The 15,530-nt window shown below is 73.8% G+C and carries 11 protein-coding genes and 1 pseudogene; 6 read left to right on the top strand and 6 right to left on the bottom strand.

The genetic code is table 11. From position 1 onward, the window contains the following. Positions 1–113 (bottom strand): annotated as a pseudogene (locus BBK14_RS42975) (transposase); the annotation flags it as partial. A gap of 471 nt (positions 114–584) precedes the next feature. Beyond that, positions 585–2,159: a WS/DGAT domain-containing protein gene (locus BBK14_RS23580; protein WP_071065448.1), complete on the bottom strand. Its 1,575-nt coding sequence runs from the start codon at positions 2,157–2,159 to the stop codon at positions 585–587. Positions 2,160–2,794: 635 nt separating this feature from the next. Here BBK14_RS23580 and BBK14_RS23570 point away from each other — a divergent pair. From BBK14_RS23570 to BBK14_RS23560, 3 genes are all read left to right on the top strand, one after another. Beyond that, positions 2,795–5,347 (top strand): CaiB/BaiF CoA-transferase family protein, encoded by a 2,553-nt coding sequence (locus BBK14_RS23570; RefSeq protein WP_241831787.1) that lies wholly within the window; start codon positions 2,795–2,797, stop codon positions 5,345–5,347. Positions 5,348–5,548: 201 nt separating this feature from the next. Then, positions 5,549–6,079 (top strand): SigE family RNA polymerase sigma factor, encoded by a 531-nt coding sequence (locus tag BBK14_RS23565; protein WP_071065446.1) that lies wholly within the window; start codon positions 5,549–5,551, stop codon positions 6,077–6,079. After that, on the top strand, positions 6,072–7,208 hold the full coding sequence (locus tag BBK14_RS23560; RefSeq protein WP_071065445.1) for a hypothetical protein: 1,137 nt from the start codon (positions 6,072–6,074) through the stop codon (positions 7,206–7,208). Before BBK14_RS23565 ends, BBK14_RS23560 begins: the two co-directional genes overlap by 8 nt. Positions 7,209–7,468: 260 nt before the next feature. On the opposite strand, the gene BBK14_RS23555 is transcribed toward BBK14_RS23560, so the two are convergent. The 4 genes from BBK14_RS23555 to BBK14_RS23540 all read right to left on the bottom strand — a co-directional run bounded on the left by BBK14_RS23555 (position 7,469) and on the right by BBK14_RS23540 (position 10,787). Continuing rightward, positions 7,469–7,765, bottom strand: coding sequence for a hypothetical protein (locus tag BBK14_RS23555; RefSeq protein ID WP_071065444.1), 297 nt, complete (start codon positions 7,763–7,765; stop codon positions 7,469–7,471). After that, the gene (locus BBK14_RS23550) at positions 7,762–8,196 is read right to left on the bottom strand and encodes a hypothetical protein (protein WP_071065443.1); all 435 of its coding nucleotides are present in this window, start codon (positions 8,194–8,196) and stop codon (positions 7,762–7,764) included. The genes BBK14_RS23555 and BBK14_RS23550 overlap by 4 nt, the downstream gene beginning before the upstream one ends. 96 nt (positions 8,197–8,292) lie before the next feature. Continuing rightward, positions 8,293–9,534 carry a CaiB/BaiF CoA transferase family protein gene (locus BBK14_RS23545; RefSeq protein WP_198541407.1) on the bottom strand — a complete coding sequence of 414 codons (1,242 nt, stop codon included), beginning with the start codon at positions 9,532–9,534 and terminating at the stop codon, positions 8,293–8,295. 89 nt (positions 9,535–9,623) lie between these two features. Next, on the bottom strand, positions 9,624–10,787 hold the full coding sequence (locus tag BBK14_RS23540) for a phosphotransferase (protein WP_241831786.1): 1,164 nt from the start codon (positions 10,785–10,787) through the stop codon (positions 9,624–9,626). A 1,082-nt stretch (positions 10,788–11,869) separates the two neighbouring features. Between BBK14_RS23540 and BBK14_RS23535 the strand changes: the two genes are divergently transcribed. The 3 genes from BBK14_RS23535 to BBK14_RS23525 are packed head-to-tail and all read left to right on the top strand — an operon-like array spanning position 11,870 to position 15,526. Continuing rightward, on the top strand, positions 11,870–13,132 hold the full coding sequence (locus tag BBK14_RS23535) for a thiamine pyrophosphate-dependent enzyme (protein ID WP_071065441.1): 1,263 nt from the start codon (positions 11,870–11,872) through the stop codon (positions 13,130–13,132). Between the two features lie 11 nt (positions 13,133–13,143). Continuing rightward, the gene (locus BBK14_RS23530) at positions 13,144–14,121 is read left to right on the top strand and encodes an alpha-ketoacid dehydrogenase subunit beta (protein WP_116430140.1); all 978 of its coding nucleotides are present in this window, start codon (positions 13,144–13,146) and stop codon (positions 14,119–14,121) included. A gap of 4 nt (positions 14,122–14,125) precedes the next feature. Beyond that, a complete protein-coding gene (locus BBK14_RS23525) occupies positions 14,126–15,526 on the top strand; it encodes a dihydrolipoamide acetyltransferase family protein (protein WP_071065439.1) in 1,401 nt (466 codons plus the stop codon). Positions 15,527–15,530: the final 4 nt, after the last annotated feature.

Raw genomic sequence — 15,530 nt, 5'->3', positions numbered from 1 at the left:
GCGTACTTCCAGTCGATCCGCAGCCGGACCGCGTCCACCGCCGCCCGATCAGTCAGGTTCTCCGCCATCTGCAGCACCGTGATCAGCGCCAGCCGGCCCGGCGACCAGCCCGAACGGCCCCGCACCCCGAACGCCTCGACGAACTGCTCATCCGCGAACAGCTCACCCAACTGGTCGCGCGCCGCTACCGCCAGTGGTGCCTTCCGGCGGGCATACATCACCCGGACCGCGTTCACGATCTCCGCCGCCGGCTCCGGCCACGACCGAGGATGCACCGACACCACACACCCCATCCCGCAGCCGGACGAAAAGAGGAGGAAGACGGCCGCACACGGCATGATCCAGCCGCGACACGCTCCCGACGACGACCCCACCCGGCGTGTCGGCTCAATTAACCAGCAGGGTCACCTCCCCGCCGCAAACCCCCACCCCGGAGCCCGGGTCGGGGCCCGCCCCCAACCCGGACTCAAGGTCATCTCGCGGTGCCGGAAGGTGCGTGGCGGGTGAGTGAGTCCATGGACTCACTCACCCGCCACGCTTCACTGGGCCCGACGCGGGGCCGGTTCCGACAGGTCACGTGACAGTTACATGGCGGGGGCTGCCGGGGTGGTGGGGCGGCGGCGCCAGGGGCGGATGAGGGCGCCGGCCTCGGTCCGGACGGCACCGGTCACCGCACCCGAGACGGCACCTGAGACAGCGCCGGGCCCCGCGCCGGCCATGACGGCCGTCACCGCGGCCGATGCCGAGGACAGGCGCTGGGTCGGCACGCTCACCCCGACGGGCGAGTCGGACCGGCCCAGCGCGGCCAGCTCGGCCAGCCACAGGTCGGCAAGCCGGGCGTGGTCCGGGACGCTCTCGCTGGCCACGAACGTGACCCCGACCCGGTCGTCCACGCCGAACATCGCCACGGCCAGGTGCTGACGTCCGACGAGCAGCGGACCCATGCCGATCAGCCCGGTCATCCGGCGGCCGGCGATGGAGAGCGGGCCGCGGATCGACCGGGCGTTGGTCGCCACCAGCGCCATCTTGTTGATCTGGGCCGGGTAGCTGCCGACGTTCGCGAGCATGCGCTGGGTGGCCTTCGCCGCCATGAGCGGGAAGTGGTGGCGCTCCACCAGGCCCAGCCCGCCCTGCTTCATCCGGCGGGTCTCCGCCGCGATCATGGCCACCCGCCGGGCCGGGTCGGGCTCACCGCAGAACAGCGGGACGCGCGCCCCGGTGCTGTGGTTCGACAGGACGTCCTGCTCGGCCGCGGAGCGGATGCTGATGGGCATCAGCGCGTGCACCTGGCGGCCGCTGCGCTCCCACTCCGGCAGCGACCAGGCGCGCAGCGCTCCGGCGAGCGCCGCGAGGTAGACGTCGTTCACGGTGACGCCGTGCCGGCGGGCCACCGCGCGCAGCGTGGCGAGCTCCGTGGTCACCCAGGTGTGCCGGGCCGGGCCGCTCGGCGGGCCGCCCCAGGACTCGAGGCGCCGGGTCGGCAGCAGGCAGGAGATCCCGCGGCCGACGAACCGGGCGTAGTCGGCCGGGCGGGGGCGGCGGATCGTCGGCGCCAGCCCGAGATCGACCTCGTCGCTCTCGCCGAACAGCAGGTACATCACCCGGTAGAGCGCGAAGCCGTCCTGCTGGACGTGGCTGGAGCGGTAGACCAGCGCGGTGCCCGTCGCGCCCGGGGTCGGGTCGCGCAGGAGGTAGAGCATCCACGGCGGCCGGGTGAGGTCGATCGGCCGGGCGACGATCGCGTCGACGGCGGCCCGCAGCCGGGCGTCGTGGGACGCGTCGGCAGCCTGCCCCGCCGCGGCGTCCCCGTCGGCGGGGGGCAGGTCGAAGGCGACGATGTGGTCGTCGAGGTTCATGTCGGGGTCGGAGACCCAGCGGGTCTCCTCGGCCGACACGCCCCGCTCGGGGGACCAGACCCGCACCGTGTCGAGACGGTCGGTCAGCATCCGGGCCCGCGGGTCGCGCAGCCGCTCGGCCACGTGAGCCCGCAGGGCCGGCAGGTCCAGCGGGGGGCCGTCGAAGTGCAGCAGCGCGCCGATGTCCTGGTACTCACCGGGATTGCGCCGGACGAAGGCGAGATAGGCGCGGTCGCCCGGGGTCAGCGGGCGGACGTGCGCCGGTGTGTGACCCATGTTCGTGATCGCGTCGAGCAGACCCATCAGACGCTTCCCCAACCCGTCCGCGGGCGTTGGGTACAGGCCGAAACCAACTGATCAACGGTCCTGGCGGATCGGCGCAACTGTGCGCGAGAGATACCTATACCCATGCATCGATTACTGCCCGTACCGATAGGAACATCCGCAGTTGTGGCGGAGGTCTCTCGCCGCGAATTCAGGACGTACAGCAAGCAGGTGACAACCAGGAGCGATCAACGGGGATGACCAGCGGATACACCGCGTCCAGCTATGACCACGGTACATTCGGCCACGCGCACGAAAGTGCCACAAAGCGGTCGAACCAGGCGAATCGGGTGAGCTGCTCAGACCACCGCAGGTCACGCCAGCGTGGCACCGCAGGTCACATCGCCGGCCGCCGCAGGTCACGCCGGCGGCGCATCGCGGGTCACGCCAGCGAGGCATCGCGGGTCACGCCAGCGAGGTGCCGCACGCACCGCGGGCCATGGGGCGGGCCCCTGCTGGTCAGAGCGGCGAGCCTCGCAGGTCAGGCCGCCGGGAGGTCGCGGACGGCGGCCTTGCACGCCGCCCCGCCCACCGGAGAGAGTTGACCGACGTCTACGTCGAAAATCTCCCTCGGCTGGCGGCTCCCGCCGGCCGCCACCGGTTGGAGGGGCTCGATGAGCACGGCAACATCACGATCGGACTCGGAGTTACCGCAGTCGGCCGACGGGACCACCGGCACCACGAGCACCATCGGCGCCGACAGCGCCGCTCCGTTGGCCGGGATCCGGGTGGTCGAGGTCGCCCTGGGGGTCAGCGCGGTCGGCGCGGGGCTGGCCGCCAGCCTCCCCGGCGCGCTGCTGCGCGACTTCGGCGCGCGGGTGACGCGGGTGCGCTCGCGCCGCCGTCCCACCCTGGACGCGGGGGTGGAATTCAGCCTGGTCTGGGATCACGGCAAGCAGATCATCGAGGTGGACGAGGGTGAGCCCGCGGCAGCGGAGACCATCGCCGCGCTCACCCGCGACGCCGACGTGGTCTTCCTGGCCGGGCCGGCGGAGGCGATCGAGCTTCGGGGGCTGGGCAGCGCGGACCTCGGCCGGGCCAACCCGCGGCTGGTCGCCGTCCGCGTCGGGGACGGTTTCAACGCGGGGGGCGGAACCGAGGGCCTGGAGCTCCTCCTCGCGGCCCGGTCCGGCCTGCTCACCCAGATCAGGGCGAACCGTCCCGGCCCGGCGTTCGCCGACCTCACCGTGGCCAGCGCGGGCGCCGGCCTCGCGGCGACGGTGGGCGCCCTGGCCGGGCTCTACGAGCGGGAGTCGACCGGCCGCGGCGGCTGGGCCGAGACCTCGCTCGTCGACGGCCTCCAGGCGATCCTCCCGATGATCATCGGGCGGGTGGAGAACTCCTCGCCGTCGATCAGGCTGCTCTGGAAGGAGCAGGGGCCCGCGGAGACGCTGGCGTACCGGTGCGCCGACGGCGGGTACGTCCAGCTGTGGTTCGGCGCCAAGGGCGCCTACGAGGCGTTCCTCGAGCACATGAACGAGCCGCCGAGCGAGCAGGGCTACACCGCCGACCTGGTGTCCGGCGCGATGGCCGACCGCAGCGAGCGGTGGGCGCGCGCGTTCGCGACCCGCGACCGGTCCTGGTGGCTGCGGGACCTCGCCGGGGCGAACTTCCGCTGCGAGCCGGTGCTCCGCCCCGGCGAGGCGCTGCTGGACCCGCACGTCCGGCAGATCGGGCTGAGCGTGGAGCGCGACGACCCCGACCGCGGCACGATCACGGCACTGGGGCCGGTCGGCCGGGTGAAGCCGTGGGGCACCGCGTCGACACCGGGCACCGCGTCGACACCAGACGCCCGGCCGGCACCAGACGCCCGGCCGGCACCAGACGCCGCGTCAGCACCAGCCACCGCGTCAGCACCAGCCACCGCGTCGGCACCAGGCGCCGCGTTGACACCGAGCGCTCAGACCGGGGCGGGCGCGGCGGGCGGTCCGAGCCGGCCCGACCCGGGCACGCGGCTGCTCACCGGCGTGCGGGTCCTGGACGTGTCGGCCTACCTGGCCGGGCCGATCGCCCCGCTGATCCTCGCCGAGCTCGGCGCCGACGTGATCAAGCTGGAGCCGGGCACCGGGGACGTCCACCGCGGCATGGAGCCCATGTTCGCCGCCGGCCAGCGCGGCAAGCGGGCCGTCGCGATGAACATGAAGGCGCCCGGCGCCGCGGACGTCCTCGGCCGGCTGTTCCGCTGGAGCGACGTCGTCCACCACAACTCGCGGGTGGGCCTCGCCGAGCGGCTCGGCTACGACGAGGCGACGGTGCGCGCCGTCAACCCCGACGTCGTCTACAGCCACTCCAGCGGATTCGGGGCGACCGGCCCCCGCGCCCTCCTGCCCGCCAACGATCACCTGATGCAGGCGCTGTCCGGCGTCGAGGCGTCCCAGGGCGGGACGGACCAGCCGCCGACGTTCCTCGTCTGGGGCGCGATCGACGTCACCAGCGGATGGGTGGCGGCCTGCGCGGTGCTCGCCGGCCTGTACGCGCGCCGCCGCGGCGGCGCGGGCCAGTCGGTGGAGACGTCCCTGCTCGGCGCGGCGCTGATGCTGAAGTCCGGCGCGTTCGTCGCGGACGGCGCCGTCGTCGAGGGCCCGGTCCTGGACCACGACCAGACCGGCTACGGCGCGGCGTACCGGATCTACCAGTGCGGCGACGGCGCGTGGCTCGCCCTCGCGGTGCCCGACGCGGCGGCGTGGCAGCGGCTGCGCGAGGTCGTGGCGGACGAGGTCGCCGCGGACGGCGGCCTGCCGCAGGACCCGCCACCGCTGCGGACCCGGCGGGGCGAGCGCCAGCCCGCCGAGGAACTGCTCGAGGCGGTGTTCCGCACCGGCGACGCCGCGGACTGGGTGTTCCGGCTGCAGGCGGCCGAGGTGCCCGTCGAGCTCGTCACCGAGGTGGACCGCACGGGATTCATCGCCCGGCTGGTCGACGACCCGGTCAACCAGCAGCTCGGCCGGGTCGTCAGCTTCGACTGGGGCGATCGGGGCCGGATCGACCAGCCGGCGTTCCCCCTCCGGCTCGGCCCGGCGGCCCGGCCCGCCGCCCCGCGCACCATCCCCCGGCTGGGCGAGCACACCCACGAGGTGCTCGACGCTCTCGGCTTCGACGCCGACGAGCGGGCCGCCCTGGTCGCCGCCGGCACCATCCCCCGGCCGGAGGCCGTGCCCGTCGGCTGACCGTGCCCGTCGGCTGACCGTGCCCGTCGGCTGACCGGGTGCGGACGGCCCCGGTTTCCCGTCCGGGGCCGTCCGCACAATTTTTTCGCATTTCCTCGGGTCGCATGTCCACCGATTTCCCACCCGCCTGCGTCTTGAAGGTGACTGACGTTCCGGCGGCATCCAGTGGGGAGCCGAGGACGGCGGCTGGGAGGGACATCAATGGCGGAACGCTCCGCCTCGAAGACGGCGACGTTCGAGCTCTTCGTCGCCACCCGCGGCACCGCGATGCTGCGCACCGCCGTCTTCCTGGCCGGTGACCCGCACACGGGCGAGGACCTGCTCCAGGACGTCCTACTGCGCGTCTACCGACACTGGCGCCGCGTCGACGACCCCGACGCCTACGTGCGCCGGGCGCTCGTCAACGCCGCCGCCAGCCGGCGGCGCCGGCGGCGCTTCCGCGAGGACTTGCTCGACACCGCCACGGAGCCGATCGCGGACAGCGCCCCGGACAGCACGGACGCGCTCTCCACCCGCGACCAGCTGTTCACCGCGCTGCGCCAGCTCCCACCGCGCCAACGCGCCGTGATCGTGCTGCGCTACTTCGACGATCTCACCGAGACCCAGATAGCGACCGCCGTCGGCTGCACCCCGGGCAGCGTCAAGACCCACGCCGCCCGCGGACTGGCCCGGCTGCGCACCGTCCTCGGCCCCGAGTACACCCCCGCGGAAAGGAGCGGCGCCCATGACTGACACAGACGCGGACCCCGGCTTCGAGCTGCGCCTGCGGGCGACGATGACCTCGGCCGCCCGGATCATCCACCAGCCCCCCGGCCTGGCGCAGCACGTGATCGAACGTGGACGCCGCCACCGCCGACGCAAGGCGCTCACCGCCGCCGTCGCACTGGCGGTCGCGGCCGTCGGCGCGGTGGTCGTCCCGCAGGTCCTCCCCGAGAAGAAGTCGGCGATGTACCCCGCCGACACCAGCATCCTGCGATCACCGCTCGACACGGTGTACGGAGTGGACGTCCACTGGCTGCCGGACGGGTACGGCGTGCGTTCCCGCGAGGCCCAGAACCTCTGGGGATCGACTTCGAACCTCGACCGGTTCCAGATCGTCACTACCTACAACAGCCTTCCGACGACCGCGAGGTTCGCACCCCACCAGGTGCGCGACACACCGGAGAGCCGGGGCTACACGGTGGCGGTCGGCCGCGGTCCCGACCTGGATCTTGAGGCCAGGATGCGGCGGATAACCGAAGCGATCGGCGAGGCCGATGTGGCGAAACCGATCCGGGCAGCGGATGTGCGCGGCCACCCGACTTATACGTACGCGCCGCCTGCGCATGGGGCTTACACCGGAGAGGATCTGACCTTCTGGTTGACCTGGAGTCCGGAGCCGGCGGTCGTGCTCACCGTGTGGGGGCCGTCGGAGGCCGACACCCGGAGGATCGCCGAGAGTCTCGTCGTYGGGCCGGAGCCGGACATCTCCCCAGACCCGGGACAGTCGCTCCAGGTCGAGCAAGTGGTGCACGGCGCCTTCACCACCGGCCCTGGAACGGACCCGCAGGACACCCTTGACCGAGTGGAGGGCGGCGAGGGCCTACGCACCTCCATGGACGGGGCGCTACGGACCAACCGGGAGCTGTTGGAAAGCATTCGGGTCGCGTCAACCGGGCCGGTCACCTTCCTGAACGAGACCGAAGCCGTGCTCGCCTTTCAGGTGGAAGCCCAGGAACAGGCGGTCGGCGGGGTGGCGAAGGTCTCGTGGTACGGCTCGGTCCGCGTAATCCGGACCGCCGACGGGTGGAAGGTCAGGAAACAGGACTACTGTGCCAGCGCGACCTGGCTGCTGACCTGCCCACCGGTGACCATCTCGTGACCGGGAGACATCGGAGGCATCCCGCCGACGGGCCTCAAGGAGTCACCGGCGGTGGTCGGTGGCTCCGCGGGTTACCCGTGGTCGGCGCGGCCGCAGTGACGCTTGCCGCGCTCCTGGCCGCCGACGCGGTCGTGGCGGCGCCGCGCGACTGGCCGCGGCATCAGCGGCCGAGCCGGCTCAGCACCGCCGACACCGTCGAGATCCGGGAGCAGGTCTGGGGAGTGCGGGTGGGGTGGGTTCCCGCCGGGTTCCGCCGGCAGTCACGCGAGGGCGAGTACTTCCGGGACGTCCGCGGCCCGCGGCGCGACCATTTCGAGGTGCGGGTGGTCTACGCCGCCGCGCCCGCCGACCGCGCGGGCGCCCGGCCCGCGAGTGCCCGATCTGACGACGCCGACGCCAGCACCGGGAACGCCAGCACCGGTGGGGACCTCCCGGTGGGGCCGGCGACATACGGGATCGGTGTCCGGCGCGGCCCGGCGGTCGACCTGGCCGCCGAGGTCGCGCACGCTCCGGGCGCCGGCTGGGAGACGGTGCTGCCCGCCGTCGTCCACGGTCACGGCGGGTTCCTCCTCAGCACCGGGATCGGTGACCGACGGTCGTTCTCGCTGCTGTGGAGTCCCGGTCCGGGTCTCGTGCTCAGCGTCGGCGGGGGCCGGGCGGACGAGGTCGCCCGGATCGCGGACAGCCTCGTGGTGGGCTCGGTGCCGCCGGGCCCATCCGACGCGGCGGGCGCGCGCAGGTCGGTCGAGGCCGCGGTGCGGGTCTGCTTCGGCGCGGGGAGATCCGCCGGTGGGGTCGCGGGTCTCGCGGTGGACCGGGTCACGCCGGTCGTCTTCCTGAGCGGGACCGAGGCCATGGCGGGGTACGAGCTGCGCGACCCCGCCGCGCCCGCCGCGCCCGCCGCGCCCGCCGGGGCGCCGCGGGCGGGCACGACAGTGAGCGGCGTGCTGGAGCTCGTGGCGACGCCGTCGGGCTGGCGGCCGGCCACCGGTCCCGGAACCGGGGCTTCGGTGCCCCGGTCCGCGGGATGCGCGAGCGACTCGGCCGACTCGGCCGGTTCAGGTGACTCGGCCGGCTCGGGTGATCACGTCGGCCCGGCGTCGCTGGGCGTCTCGCGGGTCGGGGCCTGGAGGGCCACGCCGGAGGCGAGCAGCGCGTCGAGGTCGTCCTGGGCGAAGCCCCAGTCGAGCAGGACCTCCCGGGTGTGCTGGCCCGCGGCCGCCGGTGGCCCGCCCGGCCCCGCCGGGGTCCGGCTGAACCGTGGGGCGGGTGCCGGCTGGACGACGCCGTCCACCTCGACGAAGGTCCGCCGTTCGACGTTGTGCGGGTGGCGGGTGGCCTCCTCCATCGTCAGCACCGGGGTGAAGCAGGTGTCGGTGCCCTCCAGCTCGGCGGTCCACTCGGCCAGCGTGCGGGTGCGGAAGACGGCCTCCAGCGCGGCCCGGCCCGCCGGCCAGGTCGCCGGGTCGCCCTGCTGGCGGAGCAGCTCGTCGCCGAGGCCGAGCCGCTGGAGCAGCTCCGCGTAGAACTGGTGCTCACCCGCCCCGACCGCGACATGCCGGCCGTCGGACGTCTCGTAGACGTTGTAGAACGGCGCCGCCAGGCTGAGGATGTTCGTGCCCGGCTCGTCGGACCACAGCCCCTCGGCGCGCATCCCGTGGAACAGAGTGGTCAGCAGCGCCACCCCGTCGACCATCGCCGCGTCGACGACCTGCCCGAGCCCGGACCGGGCGCGTTCGACCAGCGCGCCGAGCACGCCGAGGGCCAGCAGCATCCCGCCGCCGCCGAAGTCGCCGAGCAGGTTCAGCGGCGGGGCCGGCGGCTGGCCGGGGCGGCGCAGCGGATCGAGCGCCCCGGCGAGGGCGACGTAGTTGATGTCGTGCCCGGGGCTGCGGGCGTAGGGGCCCTCCTGCCCGAACCCGGTCATCCGCGCGTACACCAGCCGGGGGTTGCGCCACAGGCACTCGTCCGGCCCCAGCCCGAGCCGCTCGGCCACCCCCGGCCGGTACCCCTCGACGAGGACGTCCGCCCGGTCGACCATCCGCAGGACGGCCTCGACGCCGCCGGGATGCTTGAGGTCGAGCGCGACGGACCGGCGTCCGCGGGTCAGCAGGTCGATCCGGCGGTGCCCCTTCAGGGAGCGCTCGGTCGCGCTCTCCTCCTCGCTCGGCGCGACGTCCTCGAGCCGGGCGACGCGGACGACCTCGGCCCCCAGATCGGCGAGGATCATCGCGCCGAAGGGCCCCGGCCCGCGGCCGGCGAGCTCGACGACCTTCACCCCCGCCAGCGGCCCGCTTCCCGGCTTACCGTCCTTGCGCTCAGACAACGGATGCACAGCTGATAAGTGTACGTTCACTTTTTTATGGCCCGCAACGACCGGGCGTCGCCGGCGCTGGTGCTCAGGGACGCGGGTGCTCAGGGGCTCAAGGGCTCAAGGGCGCAGGGGCGCAGGCGGTCCAGCGCCGCCTCGGTCTCCAGTTCGACGAACGCCGCCCCGTACCGCTCGGCGAGGGCGAGCGAGACGTCCCGGCGCTGCCAGCCGTCGGTCCCCAACGTCGACAGCCACACCGCGAGACCGTAGGCCGCCGAGGCACGGTAGGACAGCCAGCCGGCCTCCAGCGACGGGCGCCGCTCCCCCGGCAGTTCCAGCGCCCCCAGGTACTCCGCGACCAGGTCGGCCTCGTGCTCGCGCCGGTCCGCCACCGTCAGCGAGCCCACCAGGAAGTAGCCGACGTCCTGCGACCAGCCGCCGCGCCGCGCCACCTGCCAGTCGAGGAACCCGACGTCGCCGTCGGGCAGGACGTAGGTGTTGCCGATGTGGGCGTCTCCGTGCAGCAGGGTCGGCGGGTCCGCGGCCAGCGACTCCACGTAGCGCCACCACAGCCCGACGAGCTCGTCGGCGCTGCGCGACCTGACCTCGTCGGGCAGCAGGTCGATGCCGCGCTCGACCCCGGTCGGCACGCGCGTGCGCAGCGCCCCGGCGAAGCCCTCGGTCGCCGCCCAGGTCCGTACCCAGGCCAGCTCCGGGTTCGTCTCGCCGGAGAACCCCCAGTACCGGCTGTGCAGCCGGGCGAGCCCGCGCAGCCCGTGCGCGACCTGGTCGGGTGTCATCGGCCGGGTGGCGTCGCGAGGATCGGCACCGCGCCCGGTCACGTCCTCCATGACGATCACGTAGTCCTCGGCCGGACGGTCAATGACGACCAGGTACGAGGCGGGATGATCGACCGGGAGGGGGGCACCGGACGCGAACAGGTCCGGCTCGTTGAACATGTTCCCGTTGTTCCGGTGCAGCACCCGGTGCTCGCCGAGGCCCTCCGCCTTGCAGAACACGGTGTCCGGGCCGGTGCCCGCGCTGTAGGTGACGCCGAACCGGGCACGGCGGTTGTTGCCGTCGTCCCGGAGGACCAGCCTGACCTCGCCGACCTCCGAGCCCGGGTGCCGGCTGGCGAGCGCCGCCGTCATCCAGCCGGGAGTGACGTCATCCCAGTCCGCCGGTATCGGGAGTGCCCTCGGTTCCGGTCCGCCGTTCCCACCGTTCGACATTCGGGCGAGTATGCGTTCACTCAGCCAAGCCGTCAAGATCCGCCTCCCCACCACCACCCCCCGAACAGCGAACACCGACAGGCCACCAAGCACACACGTTCAGCCACACACCTCGACTCGGCGGGCACCCCGGAGTGTGCGCAGTTGATGTGTGGCGAGTCAGCGAGCCTATGGACTCACCCAGCCGCCACGCTTCTCCGCCGCACGCTTCTCCGCCGCCACGCTTCGATCTTGCTCTGGGGCCGGGTGCGGACGGCGACACCTGCACGGGGGCAGAAGCAGCACTCGGAGCGACGGCGGAGCCATTCAGCCGGCCGGGCGCTTTGGCTCGTCCGTCCCAACCCAATAGGATCTGAAACGGGTCCGGACGGCAGGATGACAATCGTCGAGGGCACTTTCGGCGGCCCCGACGGAGACCCTGGTCACAGGTCGGGAGGGCCGAAAGTCCGGCGGGTTCAGGCGGCGCCGCGGCCGCCCGGAAATTGGACATCCGGCCCGTGGGAGCACTGCGCGTAACGGCCAGCGGATACCGTGCCGCACTACTCACATCCACTGCGGAAAATTCCGGCCAACAGATTTCGATCATGCCTCTGACCAGGTAAAACAGGAACAGAAACGAGTCTGATCGGCAAGCACCGACCAGCCCTTGAAATGCCACCACTATTACCGGAAAACCGGGTAGTCAAGGTGTCACGCGGAGAACAACCGCAAGATTCTGCCCGTGTTTCCCTACGACATGACCCACGCAGCTGATGCCATACACGAACCCCCAGGGTGATTCTGAACACGGTCCAGCCGTCGAGCAGAGGCGGAAAATCGGTTGGCAGCGGCCGGCTACCGCCTGGATACCGTCAACGGGAAGCCGCGAAGCCCAGCCAGTGCCAAGAAGTCGAGCGGAGAAGGATCGTGATCACGGACAGCGCCCGAACCGGGCATGCCGGCGAACCTGAACAGCTCGCGCCCGGCCACCGCTGGCCACATCTCGTTTCCTGAACGTCGGACCTCGCGTTGGCGGCTCACCAGGGTGGTGAGGGGCACCGCCGCGTCTCGGTCGGGCTGCAGAGCCGGCGACGGGCCGCATTCGAACCCTTTCCGCCGCCAACTGCCGAAGGTGGACCATGACGATCCTCGACGCCAGCGCCGCGTCCGGCCTCGCCGGGCCGCCAGGCTCCCACGGCCCGACCGACCGCGGTCCGGTCTACCACGGTCCGCGGCGTGAGCCGGGGCCGTTGCTGCCTGGTCCCGAGCCGGCCCGGGTGCTCGGCACGCCGGCGGCGCGGGCGCTCGACGCCGAGCTGCTGCGCGCGCTCCACCGCCGCCTGGTGCTGGGACGTCGCTACAACCAGCAGGCCACCACCCTGGCCCGGCAGGGCCGCATCGCGGTCTATCCGGCCTCCACCGGGCAGGAGGCGTGCCAGATCGCCCCCGCGATGGTGCTGCGGGAGACGGACTGGCTGTTCCCGACCTACCGCGACACGCTGGCGGTGGTGTCGCGCGGGGTGCGGCCGGCGGACGTCCTGGCCATGATGCGGGGGCACACGCACGGTGGGTACAACCCGCGGGAACACCGGATCGCGCCGCTGGCGACCCCGCTGGCCACCCAGGCCTGCCATGCGGTCGGGCTGGCGCATGCCGCCCGGCTGCGCGCGGCGTCGGACCCGGGGGCGCCGCGGGACGTCGTGGCCCTCGCCCTCGTCGGCGACGGTGCCACCAGCGAGGGTGACTTCCACGAGGCGCTGACCTTCGCGGGGGTGCTGAACGCGCCGGTGGTGTTCCTGGTGCAGAACAACGGCTACGCGATCTCGGTGCCGCTGGCGCGGCAGTCCGCGGCGCCGACGCTGGCTCACAAGGCGGTGGGCTACGGCGTCACCGGACGTCTCGTCGACGGCAACGACGCGCCGGCGGTGCACGCCGTGCTCGGCGCCGCGGTCGAGCACGCGCGGGCGGGACGGGGGCCGGTGCTGGTCGAGGCGGTCACCTACCGGCTGGACGCGCACACCAGCGCCGACGACGCGACCCGGTACCGCACGGCGCAGGAGGTCGCCGCCTGGCAGGCCCGGGATCCGGTGACACTGCTGGAGCGGCATCTGCGCGACGCCGGCCTCCTCGACGACGCGGCGGGGGCCGCCGTGGCCGCGGCGGCCGAGGAGCTCGCCGCCGAGATGCGCTCCGAGTTCGGCGCCGAGCCCCCCGCGGTGGACCCAGGCTCGCTGTTCGCGCACGTCTACGCCCGTCCGACCAGCCAGCTGCGGGAGCAGGCCGCCGAGCTGGCCGCCCGCATCGCCGCCGAGACCGACCCCGCGGACACCGACCACGCAGACACCGACCACGCGGGCACCAACCAGGCAGGCACCGGCCCGGCCGGGGGCGAGGCCCGGTGAGCGCGGCGACGATGGTACAGGCGCTCAACGCCGCGCTGCGCGACTCGCTGCGGGCGGATCCCGACGTCCACGTGCTCGGTGAGGACGTCGGTGCGCTCGGCGGCGTGTTCCGGGTCACCGACGGCCTCGCCGCCGAGTTCGGGACGCAGCGCTGCCTCGACACCCCGCTGGCCGAGGCGGGCATCCTCGGCACCGCGGTGGGCATGGCGATGTACGGGCTGCGGCCCGTCGTCGAGATGCAGTTCGACGCCTTCGCGTACCCGGCGTTCGAGCAGCTCGCGTCGCACGTGGCGAAGATGCGCAACCGCACCGGCGGGGCTGTCGGGCTCCCGATCACGATCCGCGTGCCGTACGGCGGGGGCATCGGCGGCGTGGAGCATCACAGCGACTCCAGCGAGGCGTACTACGCGCACACCCCGGGGCTGCACGTGGTCACCCCGGCCACCGTCACCGACAGCTACGGGCTGCTGCGCGCCGCGATCGCGTCCGACGACCCGGTCGTCTTCCTGGAACCCAAGCGGCTCTACTGGTCCACCGAGGACGGGCTCTCCCCCGCCGAGGTCACCCGCGCCGAGGTCGGGCCGATCGGACGGGCGGCCGTCCGCCGGCCCGGCACCTCGGCGACGCTGCTGACCTACGGCCCGGCGCTGCCGGTGTGCCTGCGGGCCGCCGAGGCCGCGGTCGCGGAGGGCTGGGACCTGGCGGTCGTCGACCTGCGCTCGCTGGTGCCCTTCGACGACGAGACGGTCTGCGCGGCGGTCCGGGCCACCGGGCGCGCGGTCGTGGTGCACGAGGCCGCGGGTTTCGGCGGCGTCGGCGCGGAGATCGCCGCCCGGGTCACCGAGCGGTGCTTCCACCACCTGGCCGCCCCGGTGCTGCGGGTCACCGGGTTCGACATCCCGTACCCGCCGCCGATGCTCGAGCATCACTACCTTCCCAGCGTCGACCGCGTCCTCGACGCCGTCGCCCGACTCCAGTGGGAGCAGTGACACCGTGGCCGCGGTACTCGAATTCGCCCTCCCGGACCTCGGCGAGGGGCTGACCTCCGCCGAGATCGTCCGCTGGATGGTCGGCATCGGGGACGTCATCGTCGTCGACCAGCCGGTGGCCGAGGTCGAGACGGCGAAGGCGGTCGTCGAGGTGCCGTGCCCGCACGCGGGCGTCGTCACCGCGCTCGCCGGCCCGCCCGGCACCGCCGTCCCGGTCGGCACCCCGCTGATCACCGTGACGGTCGACGAATCCGCGGAACAGCCGGCGGACGGCCCGGACGGCCCGGACGGCGCTCCGGGGTCGGCGGGCGGAGGGTCCGGCAGGGTCCTCATCGGCTACGGCCCCCGCGCCGAGCCCGCGCCGGCCAGCCGTGCCGGCCGCGCGAGCCGCGCCAGCCGCGTTGACCGGTCGCTGGTCGGTACGACCGCCCCGGAGTCCCTGCCGTCGACGCCACCCGTGCCGATGCCACCCGCGTCGATGCCGACGGCGCGCGACGCCCGGCAGGCGGTCAAGGTGATCTCGCCGCTGGTCCGGCGGCTCGCCCGGGACAACGCCGTCGACCTGCGTGAGCTCACCGGCACCGGCCCGGACGGCCTGATCCGCCGCCGGGACGTCGAGGCGGCCATCACCGCAGCCACCCGAAGCGGCCCGGCCCCCCGCACCGGCCAGGCCACCGCCGCGGACGTCCTCGACCCGGCCGACCCGGACGTCGTCCCGTTGAGCCCGCTGGCGCGGCGCGCGGCGGAGGCGTTCGGGCGCAGCCGACGCGAGGTGCCGGACGCGACCACCTGGGTCGACGCGGACGCCACCGAGCTGCTCGCCGCCCGGGACGCCCTCAACGCGGGCGGCGCCGAGCCCCGCATCGGCGTGCTGGCGCTGCTGGCCCGGGTCTGCGTCGCCGCGCTGCGCCACTTCCCCGACCTGAACTCGACCGTCGTCACCGACGCCGACGGCCGCGCGACCGGCGTGCGCCGGCACCGCGCCGTCCACCTCGGGTTCGCCGCGCAGACCCCGCGTGGACTCGTCGTCCCGGTGGTGCGCGACACCCAGGGCCACACCACCGCCAGCCTCGCCGCCGAGGTGACCCGGCTGACCGCCGCCGCCCGGGCGGGCCGGCTCACCCCCGCCGAGCTGACCGGCGGCACGTTCACCCTGAACAACTACGGCGTCTTCGGCGTCGACGGCGCCACGCCCATCGTGAACCATCCCGAGGTGGCCATGATCGGCATCGGCCGGATCCTCCCCAGGCCGTGGGCGGTGGACGGCGAGCTGGCCGTCCGCCGGATCACCCAGCTCTCGTTCACGTTCGACCACCGGGTCTGCGACGGCGCCACCGCCGGTGCGTTCCTGCGCTTCGTCGCCGACGCGGTCGAGAACCCCACGACGCTCCTCCGCCACCTGTGACCGC

The sequence above is a fragment of the Parafrankia soli genome (genome assembly GCF_001854695.1).
GTDB lineage: Bacteria > Actinomycetota > Actinomycetes > Frankiales > Frankiaceae > Parafrankia > Parafrankia soli.
The sequence above is the reverse complement of the archived record's forward strand: the minus strand, read 5'-3'. Positions and strand labels throughout refer to the sequence as shown.

What these genes read in the sequence shown, in the direction of transcription:
- BBK14_RS23580 (WP_071065448.1), bottom strand. Translation starts at nt 2,159, where the DNA reads ATGGGTCTGCTCGACGCGATCACGAACATGGGTCACACACCGGCGCAC.
- BBK14_RS23530 (WP_116430140.1), top strand. Translation starts at nt 13,144, where the DNA reads ATGGTACAGGCGCTCAACGCCGCGCTGCGCGACTCGCTGCGGGCGGAT.
- BBK14_RS23570 (WP_241831787.1), top strand. Translation starts at nt 2,795, where the DNA reads ATGAGCACGGCAACATCACGATCGGACTCGGAGTTACCGCAGTCGGCC.
- BBK14_RS23565 (WP_071065446.1), top strand. Translation starts at nt 5,549, where the DNA reads ATGGCGGAACGCTCCGCCTCGAAGACGGCGACGTTCGAGCTCTTCGTC.
- BBK14_RS23535 (WP_071065441.1), top strand. Translation starts at nt 11,870, where the DNA reads ATGACGATCCTCGACGCCAGCGCCGCGTCCGGCCTCGCCGGGCCGCCA.